This window comes from Nocardia brasiliensis, from assembly GCF_011801125.1.
Taxonomy (GTDB): domain Bacteria; phylum Actinomycetota; class Actinomycetes; order Mycobacteriales; family Mycobacteriaceae; genus Nocardia; species Nocardia brasiliensis_C.
Genome location: NZ_CP046171.1, coordinates 5,098,458 through 5,120,780, shown reverse-complemented (window position 1 = coordinate 5,120,780; position 22,323 = coordinate 5,098,458). Strand labels below are relative to the sequence as shown.

Below are 22,323 nucleotides of genomic sequence, written 5' to 3'. Positions count from 1 at the left end.
CATTTCTGTCGTTGCCGGGTCGGGCGTCGACCTGACCGGCAGCGGTGAACCTGGTTCGTATCGATCCGGATTCGGGACCGGCTGCTCGGGTGCGGGCTTGCCCGGGTCCCCGGGTGCGCGAACACGGAGCGGATGCGGGAAGACGGTCGGGCCCCGGTCGGCGGCTGAGCCGATCAGAGCTGCGTGAGCGAACCGGCGGCGGATGCCCCCGCCTCGCAGGGGGCACTGCCGGTAGGGCCCGCGAGCATGGAGTACCCGATTGCCCGGGTACTCCCTTTGCTGTCCCCGGCCCACCTGGACCGTGACTTCGATTACCTCGTCCCGCTCGAACTCGACGAACTCGCACAACCCGGCGTGCGGGTGCGGGTCCGTTTCGCCGGACGCCTGGTCGACGGCTATCTCCTGGAACGTCGCACGCACAGCGACCACGGCGGAAAACTCGTGAAACTAGAGCGCGTGGTCTCCGGTGAACGCGTGCTGACCCCCGAGATCGTCCGCCTCACCACCGCCGTCGCCGCCCGCTACGCCGGCACCCGAGCCGACGTCCTGCGCCTCGCCATCCCGCCCCGCCACGCCCGCACCGAAACCGGCGGCACCAAGAAGAAATCAGCCACCTCCCAAACACTTCCCCCGGACGAGCCGACCGACGACCAGGGCGCGACTGAGCAGGACGCAGCCCCACCGTCCCACCCCGAGCAGTCGAGTGCCCCGGAACCCGAACCGGGACAGTCGGATTCGACACCGTCGAAAGGTTCCGTGATCGGCGGGGGCCCCGCCGGTTCGGTTGATGCGCAGTCGATTTCGTCTGTGTCTTCGGGGGAGTCTGCGGTAGAAGCGATCTCGGATGCCGTTGACGCGGCTGGTTCGTCGCGTGCGGAACGGGAGCCGCCCGCGCCGTCGGAACACGTCGTGGCTGATGTGGCGGGCAGGGGCGGTTCGGAAGTCGCGCAGTCTGATTCGCCTGCGGTGCCGCGAGGTGCGGTGCCCCAGCGGGTTTCGGGGGCCGCGCTTCCTCGTGTGGACGGAGAGTCGTCCGGCTCCCCGGAACATGCTGGTGGGCAGGTGCATTCCAAAGGGGAGGTGGTGGCGGAGGCCGCTTCGCCGGGAACGGGGGAGCCGGCCGCGTCGGCGGTTGATTCTGCCGGGGTTGAGGGTGGAGCTGGTGGTGGGGCGGTGGCTGGTTCTGCCGGGGTTGAGGGTGGGGCCGGTGGCGGGGCAGCGGCTGATTTCGCTGGGGTTGAGAGCGGAGTCGATGGCGGCGCGGCACAGGCGGTTTCGTCGGACGGTGCCGTTGCGGTGCAGGTGCCGGAGGCTTGGTATCGGTATGTGCACGGGGCGGCGTTCGTGACGGCGCTGGCGCAGGGGAAGGGGCCGCGTGCGGCGTGGCAGGCGTTGCCTGGCGAGGACTGGCCGCGGCGGCTCGCCGAGTTGGCGGCGACGGTGGCGGGCACGGGGCGCAGCGCCATCCTGATGGTGCCGGACCAGCGGGATCTCGATCGGGTGCTGGCGGAATGCGAACGGCTGCTGGGGGATTCGGCGGTCGGGCTGTCCGCCGGGCTGGGCCCGGCCGCGCGGTATCGGCGCTGGCTTTCGGTGCTGCGCGGGACGGCGCGGGTGGTGGTCGGCACCCGCAGCGCGGTCTTCGCGCCCGCCGACAATCTGGGGCTGCTCGCGATCTGGGACGACGGCGACGACACCTACGCCGAGCCGCGCGCCCCGTATCCGCATGCGCGCGAGGTGGCCATGCTGCGCTCGCACGAGACCGGGGCCGCGTTCGTCGCGGCGGGATTCGCGCGGACCGCGGAGATCCAGGCGGTCGTGGAAACCGGCTGGGCGCACGACCTGGTGGCCGATCGGGCCGTGGTGCGCAAGGCTTCTCCGCGCATCAGCGTGCCGGGCGACTCCGACGCCGCGTTGGAACGGGACCCGGTCGCACGGGCGGTGCGCATTCCGGCGGTCGCCTTCGGGGCGGCCCGATCGGCGTTGAGAGAAGGGGCGGGCGTGCTGGTGCAGGTGCCCCGGCGCGGCTATATGCCGGCGCTGGCCTGCGCGAAATGCCGGACCCCGGCACGGTGCAGGCACTGCAACGGGCCGCTGTCCCTGCCGGACGGCCGTGCGGGGCAACGACATTCACCCGAGCCAGCGCACAGCCCGAGCTGCCGCTGGTGCGGTATCACCGAGGCCGCGTTCCGCTGTTCGGCCTGCGGTTCGCGGGCGCTGCGCGCGGTGGTGATCGGTGCGATCCGCACGGCCGAAGAACTCGGGCGCGCGTTTCCCGGTGTCCCGATTCGCGGTTCGAGCGGCGGCGCGATGCTCGACACCGTGGAACCGGGCCCGCAGGTGGTGGTCGCCACGGTCGGCGCGGAGCCGGTGCTGCCCGGTGGCTACGGAGTCGCGCTGCTGCTGGACAGCTGGGCGCTGCTCGGTCGCGCCGATCTGCGCGCCGCCGAGGACGCGTTGCGGCGCTGGATGGCCGCCGCCACCCTGGTGCGCTCGCACGGTCAGGTGTTCGTTGTGGCGGAGCCCTCGATCCCCACGGTGCAAACCCTGGTCCGCTGGGATCCGGTGGGGCATGCCAGGGCCGAGCTCGCCGGCCGCGCCGAGGTCGGTTTCCCACCCGCGGTGCGCATGGCGGCCGTCGACGGTACCTCGGAGTCGATCGCCGAATTGCTCTCCACCGCAAGCCTGCCCGGCGAGGTCGACGTGCTCGGCCCGGTTCCGCTGCCGCCCGCGGCCCGCAAACCGTTCTCCTCCGGCGACTCACCCGCCGAGGTCGAACGCATCCTGCTGCGCGTGGACCGCAAATCCGGCGCCGCCCTCGCTCGCGCCCTCACCGCCGCCCAAGCAATCCGCAGCACCCACCGCTCCGACGCCCCACTGCGCATCCAAATCGACCCGGTCGACATCGGCTGATCCCGCCGCGCCACAGAGCCGGTGCGCAGCCCCCGAAGCCGCGGGGGAGTGTCGCTCGGGGCACTCGATCATGGCGTCCGCCTGCAACAGCTCGCCGCACCCCTCCGCGCGCCCGTGTTTCGATCGGAACCGACCTGGTCGACACCGGCTGAGCCGGTCTACCGTACTGCCGACCATCGGATGCGGCTCGTGAAGTTCCCGGCGGGGAGGCGCGGTTCGCTGTGTTCTCGGTCGGGGTGGGCGTGGGCAACAGCTTGTGCGCTTCTCGGTGTGTTGGTTCCGTGTGTGGTTTGTCCGGTGTTTAACTCTGGGCGTGCCGACGACTTCGCTCCGCCGCATCCTCGCGACCGCGTGCCTTGCGTTCGCCGCTCTCACCGTGCCGGTCGGGTGCGGGAAATCCGATGGTACGGAGACCAGGACGCGGCTGGACCTCTCGGTCACCGCGGGGAAGACGCTGGGTGTCGAGCCGACGCGGGTCTCGCTGACGTGTGAGCCTGCCGGTGGTGACCATCCGCATCCGGACGGGGCGTGTGCGTCGCTGATCGCGGCGGGTGGCGATTTCGACAAGTTGGTCGGCGACCCCAGCGCGATGTGCGCGCAGGTCTACGACCCGGTCACCGCGACGGCGACCGGCACCTGGCAGGGCAAAGCGGTCAAGTGGGAGAAGCAGTTCGGCAACAGCTGCGAGCTACGCGCGAAAACCACCCCCGTCTTCTAGGTCCCCCTCCGCAAGACCACCACCCCGCGAATCCGCCGCTGGTGGTAGAAGAACTCGACGAGGAGCTGCTCGCCCTCGGCATCGATGTCCGAGACCGGCAGGGCGAGCAGCACATTCGCTTCTTCGATCAGACGTGAGGCCCGTCGCTCAGGCGAAGACTCCGCGATTGCGCTGAGCCCATTCGGCGTAACTGGTCGGGGTGCGGCCGAGTACCCGCCGCACGTCGGGGCTGAGCTCGAGTTCGGCCGCGGTCGGCTCGCCGAGGATCGAGAGCGTGTGCTCGACCACCGGTTCGGGCATGAATCGCGACATCCCGGTAAACGCCTGCGCGCGAGTCAATTCCACGAAGCGCACGGGTGCGTCCAGCGCGGCCCCGATGGCGGCGGCCTGCTCCCGGGGTGTGCTCAGGGCCGGTCCGGTCAGCGTGTAGGTCTGCCCGGCGTGCCCGTCCTCGCGGAGGGCGGCGGCCGCCACCGCGGCGATATCGGCCGGGTCGATCGAGGGCAGGCCGATGCCGCCGAAGGGTGCGGCGACCGTGCGGTCCGTGCGTACGGACTCGGCCCACGCGTAGGTGTTGGCGTAGAAGCCCGCGGGTCGCAGGATGGTCCACTCCAGCTCGGACGCTCGGAGGGCGGCCTCGAAGGCGGCCAGCCGTGCATAGCCCGCGGCGTCGGGACGGGTCGCCACGCCCTGCGAGGACACAAAGACCACGCGCCGGACGCCGCCCGCCGCCGCCACCGCGAGCACCCGTTCCGGTGCCGGGCCGTCGACCAGTTGTTCGCCCGTGATGAGCAGGAACAGCGCGTCCGCGCCCGCGACCGCGGGGGCGAGGCTGTCCGGATCGCCGAGGTCGGCCCGTACCGTGCGCACGCCGCCGGGCACCTCGATCGGCCGGTTGCCGCGCGAGACCGCGGTGACGGTCTCGCCCGCGTCGGCGAGGGTGCGCACCAGGTGTGCGCCGATGTTTCCGGTTGCTCCGGTGACCACGATCATCTTGTTCGATCCTTTGAGTTAGTTGACTGACTAAATCGAACATAGCTGGGTTCGCGCCGCGTGTCTATAGTGAGTTGGGTGACTAACTCAGTGGCCGGGGAGCGGCCGAAGGGCGGCAAGCGGGAACGGCTCGGCGCGGCGGCCGCGCGGGTCTTTCATGAGCAAGGGGTCGAGAAGACCACCATCGCCGATATCGCGCACGCCGCGGAGGTGCCGGTCGGCAACGTCTACTACTACTTCAAGACCAAGGATCAGCTCGTGCGCGCCGCGATCGGCGCGCACGACCAGGCGCTGACCGACCTGATCGCGCGGCTCGAGCAGCTGTCGGCGCCCGCGGATCGGCTCAAGGCGCTGATCGGGGGGTGGGTCGAGCAGCGCGAGACCGCGGCGCGGATCGGCTGTCCGTCGGGGACGCTCGCGACCGAACTGGACAAGCGGGCCGACGGTCTGGATCGCGAGCTCGCCGAGGTGATGCGGCGGTTGGTCGACTGGGTCGAGCGGCAGTTCGCCGCGCTGGGCCGTGCCGACGCGGGCGAGCTCGCGGTCGCGCTGATCGCGGCTTATCAAGGAATCTCGTTGCTCACCAACACTTTTCGTGACCCGGCGCTGATGTCGGCGGAGGGGGAGCGGCTCTCCCGCTGGATCGACTCGCTCGCGGGTTGAGTCGGCACTTGTGCGGACCTCCCCGCAACACCCTTGCGTTCGATGCATTGCCGATATATCGTCGATAATGTGAAACGAACACGGAGGCCCGAGGAGGCAGACATGGAAGGTCAAGGACATCGAGATTTCGCACGGCGCGGCCCCTGGTCGCGACCGGGCAGTGAGGAATTCGACCCCAGGCAGCGGTTCCGCCGCGGTAGGCACGGGCACGGTCCCGACTTCGGGCCGGGTTTCGGCCCAGGATTCGGACCGGGCTTCGGCCCGGGGTTCGGACGCGGTCGTGGCCGCGGCGGCCGGGGCAGGCGCGGTGACGTGCGTGCCGCCGTGCTGCTGCTGCTCACCGAGCGGCCGATGCACGGCTACGAACTCATCCAGCAGATCCGCGAGCGCAGCGATGACATCTGGCGGCCGAGCCCGGGGTCGATCTACCCCGCGCTGGCGCAGCTGGAAGACGAGGGGCTCGTCATCATCGACAAGATCGCCGGTCGCAAGACCGCGAAGCTCACCGAGGCGGGCACCGCGTACGTCGCCGAGCACAAGGACGAGCTGGGCGACCCGTGGGCCGACGTCAAGGAGGACGTCGGTGCGCAGGCGATCGATCTGCGTGGTCTGATCGGCCAGGTGATGGGCGCGGCCGCGCAGGTGGCGTCCGTCGGCACACCCGAACAGGCGGCGCGTGCGGCGGACCTGCTCATCGAGACGCGCAAATCGCTCTACCGAATTCTCGCTGAAGACGAGACCCCCGAAAAGTAACGGGGTGTGAAACACCGCGCCGGAGTGCGCATTTGAGCCGACTTCGGTAGATCATTGTGAGATGCGACAGTCTTGTGGTCCGTGGGGTTGGGGAAAGTCACTCTTGTGCAGAGCCGGGGTGGCCGTCGCGCTGGCCGGAGCCGTGGTGCTCGGCTCCGGGCCTGCGCAGGCCGTGCCCGCCGGCTATCTACCGCCCGAGGTGCCTACCGAAGCCGGTCCGTCGCAGACCGATCATCTGGCCGCGGCGTCGTACAAGAAGGAACATCCGAACGCGGTGCCGATGGGCGCCAACGATTTCGACTGCAAGCCGACCGCCGAGCGCCCGCGCCCGGTGGTCCTCGCGCACGGCACCGACTCCAGCGCCTACTCGGACTGGTCCGGGATCGCACCGCAACTCGCCGCCGCGGGGTTCTGCGTCTTCGCGCTCAACTATGGCGGTAAGCCGGGCGCGGATACCTACGGCACCGAAGATGTGGTGCTCAGTTCGTACCAGATCGGCGAGTTCGTCGACCGGGTGCTCGCCGCGACCGGCGCGGCCCAGGTGGACCTCGTCGGTTTTTCGCAGGGCGCGACCGTCACGCGGTATTACGTCAACAAACTCGGGGGCGCGCCGAAGGTCGGCCAGTGGGTCGGGCTCGCGTCGCCGAGCTACGGCGGCGTGATGTACGGACTGGTGCCGATCGTGCAGGCCGTGCCCGGCGGGATGGCGGCCTTCGCTCAGGTGACCTCGCTGGCCGCGGTACAGCAGGCGGCAGGCTCGCCCATCATGCTCGAGTTGAACGCGGGCGGCGACACCGTGCCGGGCCCGCACTACACCACGATCGGCAGCGAGGTGGACGAGATGATCCAGCCGTTCAGCAACATCGCGCTGCGCGGGGCCAACGCGACCAACATCGTGCTGCAGGATCGCTGCGCGAACAACCTGACCGGGCACTTCCACATGGTCTACGACCCGTTCGTGCAGCAGCTGCTGCTGACCGTGCTCGACCCGAGCGCGCCGACGCCGGTCTGCCGGTCGGTGGCGCTCGGCACCGGGATTCCCGAGGTGATCGTCGCGGGCAACTCCTGAGGCCCGCACGCGGCGGGCGGCCGGGCGGGGGAACCGTCACCCCGCCCGACCGCACTCGAGTTCTACCAGGTTCCGACTGGTGCATCGGGGACATTCGGTCGTCTCACTAGAATGAGACGACCGTGTTCGTCCGCCTCCGGGAGTTTGCCGTGACCATTCAGCCAGTTCGCCTGTTCGGCGATCCCGTTCTGCGCGCCCGCGCGGCGGAGGTCACCGAATTCGACCGGGAACTGCAGCAGCTGGTGACCGACCTGACCGACACCATGCACGACGACGGTGGCGTCGGAATGGCGGCACCGCAGATCGGAGTGGGGTTGCGTGTGTTCGTGTACGACACTCATGACGCGGCGGGGCATCTGGTGAACCCGCGGTGGGAGCCCATCGGTGACGAAGAACAGGTCGGCCCCGAGGGCTGCCTGTCCATTCCCGGGGTCCGCTACGACACCAGGCGCGCGCTCCGGGTGCGCGCCAGCGGCGTCGACATGCACGGTGCGCCGGTCGAATTCACGGCCGAAGGACTGCTGGCGCGGTGCGTGCAGCACGAGACCGATCACCTCGACGGCGTGCTGTTCATCGACCGGCTCGACCCGGCCGCCCGCAAGGACGCGATGCGCACCATTCGCGAATCCGACTGGTTCAGTGCGGGTGTCACCGCCCGGCCGTCGCGTTCGGTGAGTGGAGCAGGCCAGGCCGGTCCGTTCGGGCGGGGCCGCTGATGCGCATCGTCTTCGCGGGCACGCCGGAACCGGCGGTGCCGTCGCTGCGTCGCTTCATCGAATCCAGCCGCCACGACGTGGTCGCCGTGGTGACCCGGCCCGACGCCGTCGCGGGCCGCGGCCGCAAGGTGACGCGCTCGCCGGTCGGACTGCTCGCCGACGAGCACGGGATCCCGGTACTGACGCCGCGCCGCCCGTCCGAACCCGAATTCATCGACCAGCTCACCGAATTGGCGCCGGACTGCTGTCCGGTCGTGGCCTACGGCGCCCTGCTGCCACAGCGGGTGCTCGACATTCCGCGCTTCGGCTGGATCAACCTGCACTTCTCGCTGTTGCCCGCCTGGCGCGGCGCGGCGCCGGTGCAGGCCGCGATCGACGCGGGCGACGAGATCACCGGCGCGTCCACCTTCCAGATCGAAGCCGGGCTCGACACCGGGCCGGTGTTCGGCACGGTCACCGAGAAGATCGACGTCACCGACACCGCGGGCACTCTGCTCGACCGGCTCGCCGACAGCGGCGCCCGGTTGCTCGAGGCCACCCTCGACGGCGTGGAAGACGGGACCCTGCAGTCGGTTCCGCAGCCCGCCGAAGGAATCTCGCACGCCGCCAAGGTGACCGCGGAGGCCGCGCACATCCGCTGGGACCTGCCCGCCCTCGCCATCGGCCGCCGCATCCGCGCGGTGACCCCGGCGCCGGGCGCGTGGACCGAAATCGGCGGCGCCCGACTGAAACTCGGCCCCGTCGAACTCGTCGAGGAACAGCTGCCCGCGCGCAGCATCGAGGTCCGCAAGTCCGGTGTCTTCGTCGGCACCGCCACCACCGCGGTCCGCCTCGACCAGGTCCAACCCCAAGGCAAGCGCATGATGGCGGCGCTCGACTGGGCGCGCGGCGCCCGCCTGCAACCCGGCGCGGAGTTCGAGTGACGATCCTCGATCGTCGGCGGGGCATACCTACGGTGCGGTGCTCCGGCGGTGTGGTCCGCGCGGTCCGGTCGCGGCGTACAGACCAGGCTCGCGGCGTCCCGCCGGGGCCGCGAACAGAGCGGTGGAACATGACAGTACGGCACACGATCTCGGGACCGGGCCGGACCGTCGGCACCGGTATTCGCCCCCGCGCGGTGCTCGCATGACGGCGGAAGGCAAGGGCGGCAACGAGTCTCGCGGGTCGAAGCCGGCCCGCGGCGCGACGCAACCACGGCGCGGCAACGGTGCGGACCACGCCCGCCGCGCCGGCACGCCGGGACGCGACGAGGGTCGGCCCGGCAGGCCGGCCGGGGGCGACAGCCGATCCACCCTGAATCAGCCCGTCGCACAGGCGAAATGGCAGCGCGCCGAGGGTTCGTCCCGGCCCGACACCGGCGGCGCGGCCAAGCGGGGCAGTGCGCAGAGTGGTGCCCGATTCGGTGGACGCCCGGCCCGTACCGGTGCGGATGAGCAAGGCGGCACTCGGGCGAACGGCCCGCGCCGCAATGCATCAGGACAGCGTGAAGACCGGGGCAGTGGTTCGAGTCGAGCGGTTGGTTCCGGCGCTTCGAATGCTCGTGCGGGCGGGGCGAGAGATGGCGCGCGAGCGGGCGGTCGGTCCGGCGTGAATGATGGTGCGCGCATTGGGGGCCAGGCGGGGCGAGATGTCGAGCGTGGAACCCGAGCGGAGGGCCGTTTGGGTGGGGCGAGTGACGAGGCGCGCGCTGATGCTCGGGCCGTTGGAACCGGTCGAGGGGCGAGTGCTTCGCGGTCCGGTGGTCGATCGGGCGGCGTGAATGATGGTGCGCGCGTTGGGGGTGGCGCGGGGCGAGGGGGTTCGCGGTCGAAGGGGGGCAGTGGTGGGGGCGCCAAGCGGGGGGCGGGTGCCCGGGGTGCCGGTGGAGGGAAGGACCGGATTCCGGAGGGGGTGGATGCGGCTCGGCTGGTGGCGCGGGATGTGTTGCGGGCCGTGCGGGAGCGGGACGCGTACGCGAATCTGGTGCTGCCGGGGCTGCTTCGGGACCGGAAGCTGACGGGGCGAGACGCGGCGTTGGCGACCGAACTCGCGTACGGCGCGTGCCGTTCGCAAGGCCTGCTCGACGCGGTGATCGAGGCCGGGGCCGGTCGGCCGCTCGCCGAGATCGACGGACCGCTGCTCGATGTGTTGCGCCTGGGCGTCTATCAGCTGTTGCGGACGCGGATCGGCGCGCACGCGGCGGTGGACACCTCGGTGGCACTCGCCCGCACCGAGGCGGGCGCGGGCAAGGCCGGCTTCGTGAACGCGGTGCTGCGGCGCGCGGGGGAGAAGACCGTCGAGCAGTGGGTCGAGGCGCTCGCGCCCAAGGATCCCGTGGGGCACTTGGCCTTCGAGTTCGCCCACCCGGCGTGGATCGCGCAGGCGTTCGCGGACGCACTCGGTGCGCGGGCGGGCGAGCTGCGCGACGCGCTGGCCGCCGACGACGCCCGCCCGGCCGTGCACCTGGTGGCCCGGCCCGGCGATATCAGTGCCGAAGAACTGGCACTGGTGACCGGTGGTGAAGAAGGGCGCTGGTCGCCGTACGCGGTGTACCTCGACGGCGGCGACCCCGGCAAGCTCGAGCCGGTCCGCGAGGGCATGGCGGCCGTGCAGGACGAGGGCAGCCAGCTGGTCGCGTTGGCACTGACCAGGGCGCCGCTCGACGGACCGGACGGCGGCCGCTGGCTCGACCTCTGCGCCGGACCGGGCGGAAAGGCCGCGCTGCTCGGCGCGCTCGCCGGCATCGACGGCTTTCACCTGGACGCGGTCGAACCGGCCGAGCATCGCGCCGAACTCGTCCGCAAGGCCGTGCACGGCCTACCGGTCGACGTGCACGTCGCCGACGGCCGCGACAGCGGTCTGACCCCCGGCTACGACCGCATCTTGGTGGACGCTCCGTGCACCGGACTCGGCGCGTTACGCCGCCGCCCCGAGGCACGCTGGCGGCGCACCCCGGCCGACGTCGCCGAGCTGGTCACCTTGCAACGCGAATTGCTCACCGCCGCGTGGGATCTCCTGCGTCCGGGCGGCGTGCTCCTGTACTCCACCTGTTCGCCGCATCTCCCCGAGACGGTGGCGGTGGTCGCCGACGCGGTCCGCCGCACCGGCGCCGAACAACTCGACACCCGCGACCTGCTCCCCGGCGTCACCGATGTCGGCGACGGCCCCACCGCCCAGCTGTGGCCGCACCGCCACGGCACCGACGCCATGTTCATGGCCGCCCTCCGCAAACCCACCTCCTGACCACCCGAGCACCCTCGAAATAGCCGGCGCAGGCCATTCGAGGGTGCTCCGGGTACGAGGGTGCGTCGCGTCGGACACCATCTCACTGCCGCCCGAGGTGGCCCCGGGGGTTTCGCTCCGGACGGTCGCCTCGGCTGTGTCGCTGTGGCGCGGGCGCCGGGGGCGAGCCCGCATCAGCCCCTCAAAACGACCCCCGATATCTGCCCCCCTCAGTCCGCGTACCGCTGGATCCTGGTCAGTCGATCACCAGGTAATGGTGGCGGCAACGGCCGAGAGCCGTCCGCCACCATTACCTGGTGATCAACCGACCAAGAGCTATGCGTCCCTGGCGGGCTCTCCGGGGGACACGGGTTACATTCGTCCAATTGTTGCGCGGTGCGTGTGCCGCATTCTCGAAGTATGGCTTTGACCTGGCACGATGTGGTTGCGCTCGGCACCGAACTGCCCGGTGTCGAGGAGGCGACGTGGTGGCGCAGCCCAGCACTGAAGGTCGGCGGCAAAGGGTTCGCGAGGCGGCGCGTTGAGGCGGAGGGCGGGCTGGTGCTCGCCTGTGACCTCGCGGAGAAGCAGGCACTGCTCGCCGCCGCCGATCCGGCCTTCTTCACCACGCCGCACTACGACGACCACCCCTACATTCTGATCGACCTCGACCACATTGATCGGGCGCGACTGCGCGAACTGCTCGACGACGCGTGGTGGCGCACCGCCCCGGCGCGGCTGCGCGCCGAGCGGCAATCGGGCCGATTACTCCCGGCTGGTCTGTTCCCGCAGGCGGGCAAGGGTTTTCGCGAGGATGCGCGAGACATGCATCTGCGAGATCCCCATCTGCTGCGCGATCTGGGTCTGTGTCATCGACTCGAAGAACCGCATGGTGAGGATTCGGCGTTCCCGCTCGGGCAGCCCGGCCAGCAGCGGACGGATCGCGACATACTCCTCGACCCGGTCGAATTGGGTCTCCTCCTCGCCGAGGGTGTCGAGCAGCGAGGCGTCGGTGTCGCGTCCGAGGGTGGCCGCGTCGATGGAACTCGGCTGGTAGGCGTTGCCCGCGATGACGGCCTGGGTCACCTCGTCCGGGTCCACGTCGAGTTCGGCGGCGATCTCCTTCGCGGTCGGCGAGCGGCCGAGCCGCTGCGACAGCGCGTCGATGGCCGCGCCGATGCGCAGGTGAGTTTCCTTGACCCGCCGCGGGACTCGCATGGCCCAGGTGTTGTCACGGAAGTACCGGCGGACCTCGCCCATGATGGTCGGCACCGCGAAAGACAGGAAGTTGGAACCGCGCTCGATATCGAATCGGTCCACCGCGTGCACCAGCCCGACCCGCGCCACCTGGGTCAGATCGTCGAAAGGTTCACCGCGCCCGCTGAACTTGCGCGCGATGTGGTCGGCCAGCGGAATGCACCGGCTGATCAGTTCGGCACGGATCGCCGCATGCCGAGCGGTACCCGGCGTGCTCGCGCCGAGCTGCTGGAACAGTTGGCCCACATCGTCGTAGCCGGTGACTGTGCTTGCGGTTTCGAGGGTTTCGCTGTCCTCGGCGGCGTCTTCCTCGCTGAGCGCGTCGTCGGCGGGGGCCTCGGAGTCGTCGGTGGCGGTCTTGGCGTCATCTCGTTCCGAGTCGAACACGGTATCCTCGTCCGCCACTACGCTTTCCCCCGGACCCGACGGAACTCGACCGTCGTCGGATATCCGGATACTGCCGAATCGAATGGATCCTGGGTCGCCTGCACCTCATCGGTGAGGGTGCGCAGCACATGCCAGCCGAAGCTGCGTTGATCGGGGAGACCCTCCTTGTCGGCGATGCCACTGACGCGGACCAGCAATTCGGTCTCGCCGACGGTGAAGCGGCAATGCAGACTCGTGCCAGGGCCGGCCACCGCGATGAGCGTCGAGCACACCTCGTCGACCGCGAGCCGGATATCGGCCACCTCGTCCAAGGTGAAATCACTTAGTAGGACCAGAGTTTCGGCGAGCCCACGAACGATGGGCAGCTGTGTGACCGATGCGGCCACCCGAATCTCCACCGGGGTGCTGTAGAGCCCCTGTTCCGCCGAAATGTTGATCACCCTATGCAGGCTACCCACTCTTGCGCTGGGCAACCCCCGGTACCGATAGACTGCGACGTTGTGTCCACCCCGACTTACGCGCGCCCGGCCGCCCCGATGATCGCCCCGTCCATCCTTTCCGCCGATTTCGCGCATCTAGCCGATGAGGCCCGCGCCGTCGAGGGCGCCGACTGGCTGCACGTCGACGTGATGGACGCGCACTTCGTGCCGAACCTGACCCTGGGCCTGCCCGTGGTGGAAAGCCTGTTGAAGGCCACCGACATTCCGCTCGACTGCCATCTGATGATCGAGGATCCGGGCCGCTGGGCGCCGCCGTACGCCGAGGCGGGCGCCTACAACGTCACCTTCCACGCCGAGGCGACCGACGACCCGATCTCGGTGGCCCGCGATATCCGCGCGGCCGGCGCCAAGGCCGGGCTCTCGGTGAAGCCGAACACGCCGATCGAGCCGTACCTGGAGATCCTGCGCGAGTTCGACACGCTGCTGGTGATGAGTGTCGAGCCCGGCTTCGGCGGCCAGTCGTTCATCGCCGACGTCCTGGACAAGGCGCGCACCGTCCGCCGCCTGGTCGACGCGGGCGAGCTGCGTCTGCTGGTCGAAATCGACGGTGGCATCAACGCGAACACCATCGAGGCCGCCGCCGAGGCGGGCATCGACTGCTTCGTCGCCGGTTCCGCGGTCTACAACACCGCCGACCCCGGCGCGACCGTGCAGGCCCTCCGCAAGCAGGCCGCCGCCCACCGCTGAGCGCGCGTCCAGGTAACGGTGGTGGCTGAAACCGCCACCGTCACCTGGTGAACACGTATATATCCCGGTCGGCCCGGTTCAGAGCGCGCCGCCCTTACGCGCACCCATCTCCCGGGTGGCCTCGATGACCGCGCTGAGGGGTGGGCGGGTGGTCGCCGGTTCGGGTGGGCGAATCCAGGTGCGATAGCCGGTGCGTTCGTCGTCAGGTGAGGGCAGCACGACCTGGCTGCCCGTGCACGCGACGGTCGCGTACATCCGGAACAGTTCGGCGGAGACCGCCGCTGGAAGGGTGTCTGGGCGGTAGGGGCCGGTGAGGAAGGTCCAGCGCTTGGCGCGTGGATGATCGACGACCGGCCCGGCGATCTCGGCCTGTTCGAGCCGCTGCTGCACCCGCGCGCCGAGATCGGCGGGCATGGTGATGGCACCGTAATGGGTGCCGATGTGCAGGAGTATGCGACGCGAGGTGGGATCGATCGAGGCGGGAAGGTGGAATTCGCGGCGATACTGCACGCAGCGAACCTCCAGCGTCGAGTCGAGAAAAGTGGTCACGCCGCGCCCCCAACTGTGTCGAACTTGATTGGACCCACTGTGGTTTCTGACTTCCTCGAGTGGTGGACATCCCTGGGTCGAACTTCCTGTGACGCCTGATCGGCGTCTCCAGGTCGAACCGTTCCTCGCTGAACTGGTCGGATCGGAAGTTGAACGGTAGGAATCAGCTACATAACAATATTGCGTCTATTTCGATCACCGCGCAAGGAAACGTTAAAAGTGTGTTGCCGATGGGTATGTGCCCGAATGGGCGCGCTACGGATAGCCGGATCGCCTTCTTGCGGTATCAAAATTGCGTTCGCTAATTCGCGTCGAGAAGAAGAATGCGATTTTTCCGCATATGTGAACATAATTCCGCGGTAATTCATTGTCGAACCCTCGGTCGGTTGCGCCTTGTCCGGCGGACGGTCTGCTTCTCTCGGCGGTTGCCGGGAACGGGTTCGGGTTGATCGCGGGCGAGGCGACCCGGTCGGTCCGCGGGCGAACGGTCGCCGACCCCGCGAACTAAGCTGAGACAACCGGCGGCGACCGGCGGGAATTCCTGCCGCGGCCGGGCTGTTCCGCAACGGGGACCACAACGCGACAGGGAGTCATGGCATGTTCACAGGCATCGTCGAGGAGCTGGGCGAGATCGTCGCCACCGAGCGGTTGGCCGACGCCGCCCGGCTGACCATCCGAGGCGAGCTGGTGACCTCCGATGCCGGACACGGTGATTCGATCGCCGTGAACGGGGTGTGCCTGACCGTGGTCGAGGTGCTCGGCGACGCGTTCACCGTCGACGTGATGCAGGAGACGCTGAACCGCTCCAGCATCGGCAAGCTGGACACCGGCTCGAAGGTCAACCTGGAACGCGCCGCCGCCCTCAACAGCAGGCTCGGCGGACACCTGGTGCAGGGCCACGTGGACGGCACCGGCACCGTGCTCTCGCGCACGCCGTCGGACAACTGGGACGTCGTGCGCATCTCGCTGCCCGACGCCATCGCCCGCTACGTGGTGGAGAAGGGCTCGATCACGGTCGACGGTATTTCGCTCACCGTCTCCGGCCTCGGCGTCACCGATCAGCCCGCCGACACCGACAGCAAGGACTGGTTCGAGGTCTCGCTGATCCCCACCACGCTCGCCCTGACCAATCTGGGCTTCGCCACCGTCGGCACGACGGTCAACCTGGAGGTGGATGTGATCGCCAAGTACGTGGAGCGGTTGCAGCAGCGCGGCTGAACGCGAAAACAACAGTGCGGCCGCGCACCGATCCTGGCGCGCGGCAACCGCTCACCACGCGAACGCGCAGCGCCGCATGCGCGGCAAGTCGGACACAGTAGTGTGGGGGCGGACCTAATTCGAGATGGAGCACAACAGACGTGACCAGGTTCGACACCATCGAGCGCGCAGTCGCCGACATCGCCGCCGGTAAGGCGGTCGTCGTCGTCGACGACGAGGACCGTGAGAACGAGGGCGACCTCATCTTCGCGGCGGAGAAGGCCACCCCGGAGCTGGTGGCCTTCATGATTCGCTACACCTCCGGTTACATCTGTGTGCCGTTGACCGGTGACGACTGCGATCGGCTCGGCCTGCCGCCGATGTACGCGATGAACCAGGACAAGCACGGCACCGCCTACACCGTGGCGGTCGATGCCAGGGAAGGCATCACCACGGGCATCTCGGGTGCCGACCGGGCGCACACCATGCGCCTGCTCGCCGCCGCCGACACCAAGGCCGACGACTTCACCCGCCCGGGGCACGTGGTGCCGCTGCGCGCGAAAGACGGTGGCGTGCTGCGCCGTCCGGGTCATACCGAGGCCGCGGTCGATCTGGCCCGGATGGCCGGGTTGCGGCCCGCGGGCGTGATCTGCGAGATCGTCAGCCAGAAAGACGAGGGCCACATGGCCCGCACCGAGGAGCTGCGCGTCTTCGCCGACGAGCACAACCTCGCGTTGATCTCCATCGCTGACATGATCGCCTGGCGGCGCAAGCACGAGAAGCACGTGGTGCGGGTCGCCGAGGCGCGCATCCCGACCGCGCACGGCGAGTTCATGGCCGTCGGTTACCAGAGCATCTACGACGAGGTCGAGCATGTCGCGCTGGTGCGCGGCGATCTCGCCGACGGCGACGACGTGCTGGTCCGGGTGCACTCGGAATGCCTGACCGGTGACGTGTTCGGCTCGCTGCGCTGCGACTGCGGCCCGCAGCTGGACGCCGCGCTGGAGATGGTGGCCCAGGAAGGCCGCGGCGTGGTGCTGTACATGCGCGGACACGAGGGACGCGGCATCGGCCTGATGCACAAGCTGCAGGCCTACCAGTTGCAGGACTCCGGCCACGACACCGTCGACGCGAATCTGGAACTCGGGCTGCCCGCCGACGCCCGCGACTACGGCACCGGTGCACAGATCCTGGTGGACCTGGGGATTCGCTCCATGCGACTACTCACCAACAACCCGGCCAAGCGAGTCGGGTTGGACGGTTACGGCCTGCGGATCACCGAGCGCGTGCCGATGCCGTTGCGCGCCAACGCCGAGAACCTGCACTATCTGCGGACCAAACGAGACCGCATGGGCCACGATCTGATCGGGCTGGACGACATCGATCTGGGCGAAACCGCCCGCTGACCCACGGAAAGGCACATATCGATGAGCGGTACCGGCGTACCGACTTTCGCGCTCGCGGATGCCAAGGATCTCAAGCTGGGCATCGTCGCGTCGCGCTGGCACACCACGATCTGCGACACCCTGGTGGCCAATGCCGAGCAGGTGGCCAAGGAAGCCGGCGTCACGCACGTCACCGTGGTGCGCTGCGCGGGCGCGATGGAGCTGCCGGTGGTGGCGCAGGAGCTGGCCCGCACGCATGACGCAGTCGTCGCCCTCGGCGTCGTGATCCGTGGTGGCACACCGCATTTCGAGTACGTGTGTGACGCGGTGACGGCCGGGCTCACCCGGGTCTCGCTGGATGCGGGCACCCCGGTCGCCAACGGCGTGCTCACCACCAACAACGAGGAGCAGGCGCTGGACCGCGCCGGTCTGCCGGGTTCCGCCGAGAACAAGGGCGAGCAGGCCTGCGCCGCCGCCCTCGACGCCGCCCTGACCCTGCGCGCCCTGCGCCAGTCGGCATAATGCGCTCGGTGCGCTCGGTGCGCTCGGTGCGCTCGGTGCGCTCGGTGCGCTCGGTGCGCTCGGTGCGCTCGGTGTCGCGCGGGCCGGGTGTCGGTCAGCAGCGGTCGGCTCTAGTGCGGGAGTTGGTGTAGCGATGCCGGTGGTTCGCATTTTCCGGCGCAGTGCCGAAGCGGCGCAGTCCGACGCCCCGGCGTGGGACTTCGAGGTGCGGCCGCGGCGCGCGGTGCGGACCGCGTGGATCGTCGCCGTCTTGATCGCTGCGGCCTTCCTGGTCGGCGGCATCTGGCTGCGCTCCGGATCGACCGGCGTGAACTTCCGAGTGGCCGACCAGATCGCCATGATCGGCATCGGCCTGCTCATCGCCTGCGCCGTCCTCATGCTCACCCGCCCCCGCGTGCGGGTCGGCCCGCGTGGCGTCACCGTCCGGAATGTCCTGGGCGACAACGAGTTCCCCTGGCACACCGTCCGCGGCGTCGCCTTCCCGGACCGCAAATCCTGGGCCCGCCTCGAACTGATCAACGACGACTACGTCCCCATGCTCGCCATCCGCTCCAACGACAAAGCCCACGCCGCCGCAGCCATGGACAAGCTCCGCGAACTCGGCGCGAAATACACCGCCGCCGAGTAGGCGCTTTGTCGTAGCTTCCGGCGAACCCGGTGTTGAAGCAGGGCTGATGGCTTCGACGTCGACGCGGCCGCCGAGGACCAGTTCCGCGAACTCGGCCCAAGTACACCGTTGCCGAGTAGGCGTTCTGTCGTAGCTTCCGGTGATCTCGGTGTTGCAGCTGGCCGGTGGCTTCGACATTGACGTAGTTGTCGGGAACAAGCTCCGCGGACTGGAGGGTGCCAAGTACGCCGTTGCCGAGTATGCGTTCTGTCGTAGCTTCCGGTGATCTCGGTGTTGCAGCTGGCCGGTGGCTTCGGCGTCGACGTGGCTGTCGGGAACTGCTCCGCGAACTCGGCGTTCGGTGCACCGCGGACAGGGAATCCGCGCCGCCGTTGCCGAATGGCGCGGCTGAGGCAGCTGCCGATTCGTCTGGGATGAAGGTGCTGCGGTGGTGGTGTGGGCGAGGTTCAGCTCGGCGGCTTTTCATCCCGGTGGGTAGTCGGGGTTGTTGTGGAGCGATGGTACGCGTGCGGGGGTTGTCCGCGCGGCGAACGGGGTGGGGTGAGTGGGTTCGATAGCCTCGCGCTATGGAGTTGGGTGCGGTGGTGCTGGCGGCGGCGTATGCCGAGGATCCGCTGATGACGTACTTCTGGCCGAACGCGCGGCGGCGGCGTCGGGTGTTGCCGCTGTTCTGGGCGGCGCGGATCGCGGCACGGGCCGAGACGGGCATGGTCGATCTCGCGCTGGACGAGCAACGCAACATCGTGAGCGTCGCGCTGTGGGAGCCCGTCGGGGTGATCTCGCCGATCGCCAAGCCATTCACCCTGGTTCGGGCGTTGCGGAGCAGTCTGCCGCGCGCGCTCGCGGCCTCACAACGGATGGAAGCCGCGCGTCCCGCGACCCCGCACCTCTATCTCGCCGCCGTCGGCACCCGTCCGGACGCCCGCCGCCGCGGGTTCGCCTCCTCGCTGCTGGAACAGCGCCTGGCCACCTCGACCGACCCCTGCTTCGTCATCGTGGACGCCAAAACCACCATGCCGTTCTACGAAAGCTTCGGCTTCACCCCCGAACCCGAACTCCCGCTGGAGGACGGCCCCGTCCTCTATCCCATGCGCCTGACCCGCTGAAGTCCGCACTCCTGCCCGCGAGTGGCCTGGTAAACCCAGAACGGCGCTGTGGCACTCCTGATCAATCACCTGAACCACGGCGTAGCCAGGCCGCGCAGTTCCCGTTGCCCCGCGTGCTTGTCTGTCGAAGGACACGCGCGCGGGACACGAAAGGCGGGCTCTGAATCGAGTGCCGACCGCGCTAGCGGTTGTCGCCGAGCACCGCTCCTTCGCGGCGGGGGTCGGCGCCGCCGGTCCAGCCGTTGTCGTCACGGGTCAGCACGCTGAGTCCGCTGGTCTGAGGCGCGACCGACACCTGGTGGCCCAGTTCGCGCAGGCGTAGCACCAGCGCGTCGTGGTCACCGTTGTCGGCGGCGTTGAGGCTCGGATGCTCGCCGCCGAGTCCGGTGGTGGGGGAGTTGCCCGCGCCGAAGGACAGGGCGGAGACGGCCTGCTGCGGGTCGAGGCCCCAATCCAGCATGCCGATCAGGGTTTTCACGACGAACTGGATGATCACCGAGCCGCCGGGGGAACCCGCGACATGGGAGAGGTTGCCGCGGGTGCCGTCGGGCGCCTTGTCGAAGACCAGCGTAGGGCTCATCGAGCTGCGCGGCCGCTTGTTGGGCTGGATCCGGTTGGCGACGGGCGCGCCGTCGGTGCCGACCGGGTCCGCCGAGAAATCGGTGAGCTGGTTGTTCAGCACGAATCCGTCGACGAGATGGAAGGAACCGAACTCCGACTCCACAGTGGTGGTCATGGCGGCCGCGTTGCCGTACTGGTCGACCACGGAGATGTGGCTGGTGCCGTGCTCGGGCGGCTGCGGGCCGACACCGACCGGGACGGGCCCGAAATCACCGGGCTGTGCGGTGCCCATGCTGCGGTTGCGGTCGATCAGGGCGGAGCGCTGCTTCAGATAGTCCTTGTTGAGCAGGGTCTGCAGCGAATTGCCCGGCAGCGGCACGAAATCGGTGTCGGCGACGTACTTGTTGCGGTCGGCGTAGGCGAGCCGCTCGGCTTCGGCGATGAGGTGCACCGCCTCGGCTTTCGGCTTGCCGCCGTTGCGCGCGGTGTCCGAGCCCGCGCCGAGGTTGTCCGGGCCCAGGGCGGCGAGGTCGAAGTTCTCCAGGATGCCGAGCGTGGCGGCGACGGTGCTGCCGCCCGAGGACGGGTTCGGCATGCCGCAGATCTGGTGCTCGCGGTAGTCGGTGCACAGGGCCGTGCGCTTCTTCGCCTGGTAGCCGGCCAGATCGGCGGCGGTGATCAGGCTGGGGGTGCGGTCGCCGCTGGTCGAGGCGGCCGCGGCGACGATGTCCTGCGCGATGGCTCCGGTGTAGAAGGCCTGCGCGCCGTCGGTGGCGATGGCGCCCAGCGTTTTCGCCATCGCCGGGTTGGTGAGCAGCGTCTCGGCGGGCTTGGGGGTGCCGTCGGGGTTGAGGAAGTAGGCCTTGGCGGCCTCGTCCATGACCAGGTTCTTGGCCTGTTCGGCGATCTGCGCGGCGAGCCGGGGGCTGATCGAGAAGCCGCGATCGGCGAGTTCGATTGCCGGGTCGAACAATTCGCGCCACCCGGTCTTGCCGTGCTCCTTGTGCGCGAGCTCGAGCATCCGGAGCACACCGGGTACGCCGATGGACCGGCCGCTGGCGCGGGTGTTCGGCTTCGGTTCGGTGCGGTCGGTGTCGCTGACCCAGCGCAGGTAGTTCTCGGTGGCGGCGGCGGGGGCGACCTCGCGTCCGTCGTAGGCCTCGACGGACTTGCTCGCCGCGTCGTAGTACATCAGGAAGGCGCCGCCGCCGATGCCCGAGGACTGGGGTTCGACCAGGCCGAGCATCGTCTGCGCGGTGACGAGCGCGTCCGCCGCGGTGCCGCCGTCGCGCAGCACCTCGCACGCCGCCTTGCTGGCCAGCGTGTTCGCGGTCGACACGGCGAAGGTCTTGGTGTGGGCCGCCACCATGCCGGACCGGTAGCCGGTGGAGAGCTCCGGGTTGGTGCTGAGGTCCTTGTTGGCCGCCGGTCCGGTCGGCGACGCCGCGACCAGCGTGCCGTTCGGCGCCGTGGCGCAGACGTCGGCGGCCTTGTCCTCATCGGACGAACAGGCGGTGGCCATCCCGGTGACGAGCAACATTGCCGCCACCACGCTGGTCCAGGTTCCTCGCGTGCGACTCATGCAGGGGACTCTAACCGTCCATACCGACACCCCGGGAGTATTTGATCACCCGGACGCAACGGACATTCACGACGCCCGGCCCGGCTGCCGTGCTCCGCGTGGACCCCGGCCCGCACCAACCCGTCGGTAGGCTGTTTTCGTGACTCTCGAGGCGGTGCTGTTCGACTATTCCGGGACCTTGTTTCGACTGGAGGAGAAGCGATCATGGGCTGACGACCTGGTCGCCGCCGACGGCAGGGCCTTCGACATCCACGAGAAGACCGAGATCCTGCGCCGGATGACCGCGCCGGTGCACCAGATCGTCCAGTTCGACGCCGAGGGCCAGTACGCCTGGGAGAACCGCGACCTCGATCCGGACCTGCACCGCCGGGCCTACCTGGAGGTCCTGCGCAAATCGGGTGTGTCGAGCGACGAGCAGGCCGCCAAACTCTACGACCGCATGATCGACCCGCTGGAGTGGACACCGTATCCCGACGTCGAGGCGGTGCTGACTTCCCTTGCCGCCCAAGGCATCCAGGTAGCGGTGGTGAGCAACATCGCCTTCGACGTGCGCCCGGCCTTCCGCAGCCGCGGCTGGGACCGCTACATCGACGCCTTCGCCCTCTCCTTCGAGATCGGCGCGATCAAACCGCAGCCGCGCATCTTCGCCGCCACCCTGGACAAGCTCGGCGTCGATCCGGCGGCGCTGATGGTCGGGGACAGCGCCGAAGCCGACGGCGGCGCCACCGCGATCGGCTGTCGTTTCGCCCTGGTCGAGCCGGACCCGACCAGCGAACGGACCTCCGGTCTGCTCGACGCCCTCGCGCGGCACGGGATCGCCCGCCAGGCGTGAGTCATTCGGTCGCGTCTTCCGTCCTGGCTGTGATACGTGCTGTGGCGCAAGGCATTTCGACTGAAATACGCCAACCGAGGCGATCCGGCGAAGGACGCCGCCAC

22 protein-coding genes and 2 pseudogenes are annotated in these 22,323 nt (G+C 69.5%); 19 read left to right on the top strand and 5 right to left on the bottom strand.

Translation table 11 applies throughout. The features are described 5' to 3' along the window. Positions 1-246: 246 nt before the first annotated feature. The 4 genes and pseudogenes from F5X71_RS23090 to F5X71_RS37775 form a co-directional block, all read left to right on the top strand. Positions 247-613: pseudogene (locus tag F5X71_RS23090) on the top strand (primosomal protein N'); the annotation flags it as partial. A gap of 683 nt (positions 614-1,296) precedes the next feature. After that, complete coding sequence (locus F5X71_RS23085; protein ID WP_167466663.1) at positions 1,297-2,913, top strand: primosomal protein N'; 1,617 nt, start codon at positions 1,297-1,299, stop codon at positions 2,911-2,913. Positions 2,914-3,226: 313 nt separating this feature from the next. Next, positions 3,227-3,631 carry a subtilase-type protease inhibitor gene (locus F5X71_RS23080; RefSeq protein ID WP_167463924.1) on the top strand — a complete coding sequence of 135 codons (405 nt, stop codon included), beginning with the start codon at positions 3,227-3,229 and terminating at the stop codon, positions 3,629-3,631. A gap of 41 nt (positions 3,632-3,672) precedes the next feature. Next, positions 3,673-3,768 (top strand): CysS/YqeB C-terminal domain-containing protein, encoded by a 96-nt coding sequence (locus F5X71_RS37775; RefSeq protein ID WP_428981387.1) that lies wholly within the window; start codon positions 3,673-3,675, stop codon positions 3,766-3,768. A gap of 10 nt (positions 3,769-3,778) precedes the next feature. On the opposite strand, the gene F5X71_RS23075 is transcribed toward F5X71_RS37775, so the two are convergent. Beyond that, positions 3,779-4,624: an SDR family oxidoreductase gene (locus F5X71_RS23075; protein ID WP_167463923.1), complete on the bottom strand. Its 846-nt coding sequence runs from the start codon at positions 4,622-4,624 to the stop codon at positions 3,779-3,781. A gap of 78 nt (positions 4,625-4,702) precedes the next feature. Here F5X71_RS23075 and F5X71_RS23070 point away from each other — a divergent pair, with 78 nt between their 5' ends. The 7 genes and pseudogenes from F5X71_RS23070 to F5X71_RS23040 form a co-directional block, all read left to right on the top strand. Next, positions 4,703-5,287 (top strand): TetR/AcrR family transcriptional regulator, encoded by a 585-nt coding sequence (locus F5X71_RS23070; protein WP_167463922.1) that lies wholly within the window; start codon positions 4,703-4,705, stop codon positions 5,285-5,287. A 102-nt stretch (positions 5,288-5,389) separates the two neighbouring features. Then, on the top strand, positions 5,390-6,040 hold the full coding sequence (locus F5X71_RS23065) for a PadR family transcriptional regulator (protein ID WP_238815411.1): 651 nt from the start codon (positions 5,390-5,392) through the stop codon (positions 6,038-6,040). A 103-nt stretch (positions 6,041-6,143) separates the two neighbouring features. After that, positions 6,144-7,109, top strand: coding sequence for an esterase/lipase family protein (locus F5X71_RS23060; RefSeq protein ID WP_238815410.1), 966 nt, complete (start codon positions 6,144-6,146; stop codon positions 7,107-7,109). A gap of 149 nt (positions 7,110-7,258) precedes the next feature. Continuing rightward, a complete protein-coding gene (gene def / locus F5X71_RS23055; RefSeq protein ID WP_167463920.1) occupies positions 7,259-7,825 on the top strand; it encodes a peptide deformylase in 567 nt (188 codons plus the stop codon). Continuing rightward, positions 7,825-8,748, top strand: a complete 924-nt coding sequence (gene fmt, locus F5X71_RS23050; RefSeq protein WP_167463919.1) for a methionyl-tRNA formyltransferase — start codon at positions 7,825-7,827, stop codon at positions 8,746-8,748. The genes def and fmt overlap by 1 nt, the downstream gene beginning before the upstream one ends. 832 nt (positions 8,749-9,580) lie before the next feature. Beyond that, positions 9,581-11,047: an RsmB/NOP family class I SAM-dependent RNA methyltransferase gene (locus F5X71_RS23045; RefSeq protein WP_167463918.1), complete on the top strand. Its 1,467-nt coding sequence runs from the start codon at positions 9,581-9,583 to the stop codon at positions 11,045-11,047. 399 nt (positions 11,048-11,446) lie between these two features. Beyond that, positions 11,447-11,683 (top strand): annotated as a pseudogene (locus tag F5X71_RS23040) (MmcQ/YjbR family DNA-binding protein); the annotation flags it as partial. 108 nt (positions 11,684-11,791) lie between these two features. Here the strand turns inward: F5X71_RS23040 and F5X71_RS23035 are convergent. After that, positions 11,792-12,688 carry an RNA polymerase sigma factor SigF gene (locus F5X71_RS23035; protein ID WP_167463917.1) on the bottom strand — a complete coding sequence of 299 codons (897 nt, stop codon included), beginning with the start codon at positions 12,686-12,688 and terminating at the stop codon, positions 11,792-11,794. Beyond that, positions 12,688-13,110, bottom strand: coding sequence for an ATP-binding protein (locus tag F5X71_RS23030; RefSeq protein ID WP_167463916.1), 423 nt, complete (start codon positions 13,108-13,110; stop codon positions 12,688-12,690). Before F5X71_RS23030 ends, F5X71_RS23035 begins: the two co-directional genes overlap by 1 nt. A 96-nt stretch (positions 13,111-13,206) precedes the next feature. On the opposite strand from F5X71_RS23030, the gene rpe reads away from it, so the two are divergent. Beyond that, complete coding sequence (gene rpe / locus F5X71_RS23025; protein ID WP_167466661.1) at positions 13,207-13,857, top strand: ribulose-phosphate 3-epimerase; 651 nt, start codon at positions 13,207-13,209, stop codon at positions 13,855-13,857. Between the two features lie 78 nt (positions 13,858-13,935). Here the strand turns inward: rpe and F5X71_RS23020 are convergent, their stop codons facing one another. Further along, positions 13,936-14,406, bottom strand: a complete 471-nt coding sequence (locus tag F5X71_RS23020; RefSeq protein ID WP_167463915.1) for a hypothetical protein — start codon at positions 14,404-14,406, stop codon at positions 13,936-13,938. A gap of 597 nt (positions 14,407-15,003) precedes the next feature. On the opposite strand from F5X71_RS23020, the gene F5X71_RS23015 reads away from it, so the two are divergent. From F5X71_RS23015 to F5X71_RS22995, 6 genes are all read left to right on the top strand, one after another. Then, entirely contained in the window at positions 15,004-15,624 is a 621-nt protein-coding gene (locus F5X71_RS23015; RefSeq protein WP_167463914.1) for a riboflavin synthase, read from the top strand. A gap of 140 nt (positions 15,625-15,764) precedes the next feature. After that, on the top strand, positions 15,765-17,009 hold the full coding sequence (locus F5X71_RS23010; protein WP_167463913.1) for a bifunctional 3,4-dihydroxy-2-butanone-4-phosphate synthase/GTP cyclohydrolase II: 1,245 nt from the start codon (positions 15,765-15,767) through the stop codon (positions 17,007-17,009). Positions 17,010-17,030: 21 nt separating this feature from the next. After that, positions 17,031-17,510, top strand: coding sequence for a 6,7-dimethyl-8-ribityllumazine synthase (gene ribH, locus F5X71_RS23005; RefSeq protein ID WP_167463912.1), 480 nt, complete (start codon positions 17,031-17,033; stop codon positions 17,508-17,510). Between the two features lie 8 nt (positions 17,511-17,518). After that, positions 17,519-17,641 (top strand): hypothetical protein, encoded by a 123-nt coding sequence (locus tag F5X71_RS37510; protein WP_275106741.1) that lies wholly within the window; start codon positions 17,519-17,521, stop codon positions 17,639-17,641. Positions 17,642-17,643: 2 nt separating this feature from the next. Then, on the top strand, positions 17,644-18,138 hold the full coding sequence (locus tag F5X71_RS23000) for a PH domain-containing protein (protein ID WP_167463911.1): 495 nt from the start codon (positions 17,644-17,646) through the stop codon (positions 18,136-18,138). Positions 18,139-18,704: 566 nt separating this feature from the next. Next, the gene (locus tag F5X71_RS22995; protein ID WP_167463910.1) at positions 18,705-19,244 is read left to right on the top strand and encodes a GNAT family N-acetyltransferase; all 540 of its coding nucleotides are present in this window, start codon (positions 18,705-18,707) and stop codon (positions 19,242-19,244) included. A 181-nt stretch (positions 19,245-19,425) separates the two neighbouring features. On the opposite strand, the gene F5X71_RS22990 is transcribed toward F5X71_RS22995, so the two are convergent. Next, entirely contained in the window at positions 19,426-21,387 is a 1,962-nt protein-coding gene (locus tag F5X71_RS22990) for a gamma-glutamyltransferase family protein (RefSeq protein ID WP_174817121.1), read from the bottom strand. A gap of 139 nt (positions 21,388-21,526) precedes the next feature. On the opposite strand from F5X71_RS22990, the gene F5X71_RS22985 reads away from it, so the two are divergent. After that, positions 21,527-22,219: an HAD family hydrolase gene (locus F5X71_RS22985; RefSeq protein ID WP_167463909.1), complete on the top strand. Its 693-nt coding sequence runs from the start codon at positions 21,527-21,529 to the stop codon at positions 22,217-22,219. Positions 22,220-22,323: the final 104 nt, after the last annotated feature.